At 49.4% G+C, this 3758-nt stretch carries 2 protein-coding genes; both read left to right on the top strand.

The window, feature by feature from the left end; genetic code table 11:
- The first annotated feature begins 181 nt into the window (after positions 1-181).
- Complete coding sequence (locus GC130_RS25435) at positions 182-1840, top strand: M14 family metallopeptidase (protein ID WP_152001190.1); 1659 nt, start codon at positions 182-184, stop codon at positions 1838-1840.
- Positions 1841-1848: 8 nt separating this feature from the next.
- Positions 1849-3585 (top strand): M14 family metallopeptidase, encoded by a 1737-nt coding sequence (locus GC130_RS25430; protein WP_152001189.1) that lies wholly within the window; start codon positions 1849-1851, stop codon positions 3583-3585.
- The last annotated feature ends 173 nt before the right edge of the window (positions 3586-3758 follow it).

The raw sequence follows: 3758 nt of genomic DNA, 5'->3' as shown, positions 1-3758 counted from the left end.
CTAACTACCCCCATAGCACCCAGGAGCCCCGTTCAACGCTGTTTTAGAGCCAATTTGTCTTTACCGACCCAGCATTAAACCGATTGGTTTATCTTTGGACAAACTGGCTCTAAAACACTATATTGTTATGTGCCGACTCAGACGCTCTGCTTTACTTTGCTCCTGATCAAATCAATCGATTATGTCTAAAAAAGCAGGGACGAAGCTCCTAATAGTAACACTTTTGGTAACGCTGACCTATGGGTTTTCGCAGGCCCAGGACGACTACCGGTCGAGCCAGCAGATAACAACACAATTACAATCGCTTTCACGGCAGTATTCCTCACTTGCAAAGCTGCAATCTATTGGGAAGAGCGACGGAGGCAAAGACATTTGGGTGCTGACACTCGGCTCAGGAGACATCGACAATCACCCGGCCATTGTAGTAGCCGGTGGGGTTGACGGGCGATATATTGTAAGCACAGAGCTGGCACTCAAGTTTGCCGAACAGCTGCTGGCTTCGTCGCAGACTGATTCGGTGAAGAATCTCCTGGCCACAACTACTTTCTACGTGCTGCCCAATGTAAACCCGGAAGCAACGGACCAGTTTTTTGCCTCACTCAAGTATGCCAGAACTGGCAACGGCCGTGCGACGGACGACGATCGTGACGGCCAAAATGGCGAGGACGGTTATGAGGATCTCAACGGAGACGGACTGGTTACAATGATTCGGGTGGAAGATGCTACTGGCGAATGGAAGAAAAGTGAAGCCGACGACCGCATCATGGTGAAGGCAGCTGACGGCGAATCAGGTGGCTATCTCTATCTCACAGAGGGCACCGACAACGATAAAGACGGCGCATTCAACGAAGACGGTGCTGGTGGCATCAACTTCAACAATTCACTCACCTGGGACTTCCCCTATTTTCAGCCTGGCGCCGGTGACTTCCCTGTGGCCGACAAGGAAAACCGTGCGGTGCTCGATTTCCTTTTTGAGCGCTGGAATGTGTTTGCGCTGGTTACTTTTGGTTCGTCCGATAACCTGAATGCACCTATAAAATATAATGCAGGCGAGGCGTCGAAAAGAGTGCTTAAAGGTGTGCTGAAGTCGGACGCTGACGCTAATGCATTGGTATCGAAAAACTATGCGGATATTGTTGGTAAAAAAGAAGGAGCTCAGCCGGTAGTGCTGGGAGGTGGCTTTATGGAGTGGGGTTACTTTCACTATGCCCGCTATTCGTTCGGTACGCCAGCCTGGAGTTGGCCTGAGTTCAAAATGCCGGAGGATAGTGCTGCCAAAGCAAAATACAAGCCCAACAAAGACAAAAACAAAGAAGTGGATTACCTGCGGTGGGCTGAAGCCAATAGCCACGATTTGTTTGTGGAGTGGAAGCCGGTAAACCATCCGGACTTTCCCGGCAAAAAAGTGGAGGTAGGCAGCTGGAAGCCCTTTGCTCCCTACAATCCGCCTTTCAGTTTGGTGGCGGACATCTCCGACAAACAGAATAAGTTTATTCTGAAGTTGGCCTCTATGAAGCCGCAGGTGAAAATAGAAAACCTAGCTGTGGAGTCAGTAGGTAAGGGGATGACACGTATTACGGCTGACATTTTCAACGCAGGCACCCTGGCCACTATGACAGAATTAGCGCAAAAGACACGCTGGGTACGAATGACCAAGGTGGAAATGGCATTGACGGGAAGTCAGCAGATCGTTTCCGGTGACAAAGTGAGGCTTATTTCCTCTATTGATGGGGGAGACAAAGTGACGATGTCGTGGCTTGTGAAGGGCTCAGGCAGTGTGAAGCTTTCTGCCGGCTCGGCGCAGACTGGCATCGATACCAAAACCATCACCCTTAAATAAGAACAGTCATGAAGAGAATTATATATACTTTCATCATTCTTTTGGCGGGGTTGAGTGTTTCAGCCCAAACGCCCGATCAGATATTTAAAGCAGCCGGTAGCCCGCCAAACCCAAAGGTGCAGGTCAGCTGGAACAGGTACTACACCTCCGAAGGGCTGTGGGCCATCGCCAAAAAGTTGTCGGAGGCACATCCTAACCTTGTGAAGGTGGAAACTATCGGCAAAACCTATGAGGGGCGTGACATGATTGCCCTGACCATCACAGATTTTTCCAAAGGCAATGTGGATCGCAAGCCAGGCATGTATGTGGATGGAAACATCCATTCCAATGAAATCCAGGGTGGTGAATTTGCCATGTATACAGCCTGGTACCTGGCAGAAAGCTGGTATTACAATGATTTCATCAAGGATCTGCTGGCTGACAAGGTTTTCTATATAGTGCCCACTATCAACCCTGATGCCAGGAACGACTATATGAAAGGCGTTAACACAGCCAATACTCCACGCTCAGGCATGATGCCGATCGATGATGACAGAGACGGCCTGGTAGACGAAGATGGCTACGACGACCTGAATGGAGACGGTGAAGTAACCATGATGCGCCGCAAAAACCCTAATGGTCGATACATCATTGATCCCACTGACCCTCGGCAAATGATTGAAGTAGAAGCAGGAGAGCCCGGTGAATACGAAATACTGGGCTACGAAGGCAAAGACAACGATGGAGATGGCGAGGTAAATGAAGACAGGGTAGGCGGCTACTATGACCCCAACCGTGACTGGGGCTGGAACTGGCAGCCGGAGTACATCCAGAGAGGGGCGCACAAGTATCCGTTTTCTGTACCGGAAAACAGGAACGTGATGGAGTTTGTGATGAAACACCCTAATATTGGCGGCGCCCAAAGTTTTCACAACTCCGGTGGCATGATCCTGAGAGGGCCTGGCGCTGAGGAAGACAGAGGAACTTACAATGCTACCGACGACAAAGTGTACGACGCCATTGGCGAGCTGGGAGAAAGTATCATGCCGGGCTATACTTACATGGTGGTTTGGAAAGACCTGTACACAGCTTTTGGCGGTGAGCTCGACTGGTTCCATGGCTGCCGTGGCATTTTCACTTTCACCAATGAGCTGTACCATCCTTACTTTATGTTTGGCAAAGACTACAAAGGAGGGAGAAGAGGAGACGAAGTGCAGAAGGACATGTACAAGTTTGAGAAGAACTTGCTGATGACTGATGCCTTTGTGGATTGGAAGGAATTTGACCATCCCGAGCTTGGCAAGATTGAGATAGGGGGCTTTAGAAAGAATTTTGGTAGAGACAACCCGGGCTTCCTGCTGGAAAACGACGCCCACCGGAACATGGCGTTCCTGATCTTCCATGCTTACCACACGCCCAAGTTGGTGATAGAAAAAGTAGAAGAAAAAGACCTTGGCGGCGGACTGAAGCAGGTAACTGCTACCATTGCCAACAAAAGGCTGATTCCTACGCACTCAAGCCATGACACGAAGAACAAAATCATTCGCCCCGATTACATTTCTCTTGATGGGGCTAATGTAGTGGCTGGCATGGTCGTGACCGATGTAGATATGAATAAGACCACCGAGCAGAAGGTAGCTCCTGCCAAAATTGCTGTAGAAAACATACCGGGTATGGAAGCAGTAACCGTTCGCTGGATAGTGAGCGGCAATGGCAAGTACACGGTGAAAGTGGATAGCGAAAAGGGTGGGGTGGTGACTAAATAATTGATCGTTAAAACTTTGCACTATGAAGGCCGCTTACAGCGGCCTTCTTGAGTTTGGCTATTTTCGGCAATAAAAAAGTGCGGCCTGGGTTCTTTCAGGTCTAATTCTACGGCTTTGCATCATAGCCTGAAGATTAACGAAGTGGGTAAAATTGATATTTAGGCTTTGAGCAT

The sequence above is a fragment of the Imperialibacter sp. EC-SDR9 genome (assembly GCF_902498805.1).
Classification (GTDB): domain Bacteria; phylum Bacteroidota; class Bacteroidia; order Cytophagales; family Cyclobacteriaceae; genus Imperialibacter.
The sequence above is the reverse complement of the archived record's forward strand: the minus strand, read 5'-3'. Positions and strand labels throughout refer to the sequence as shown.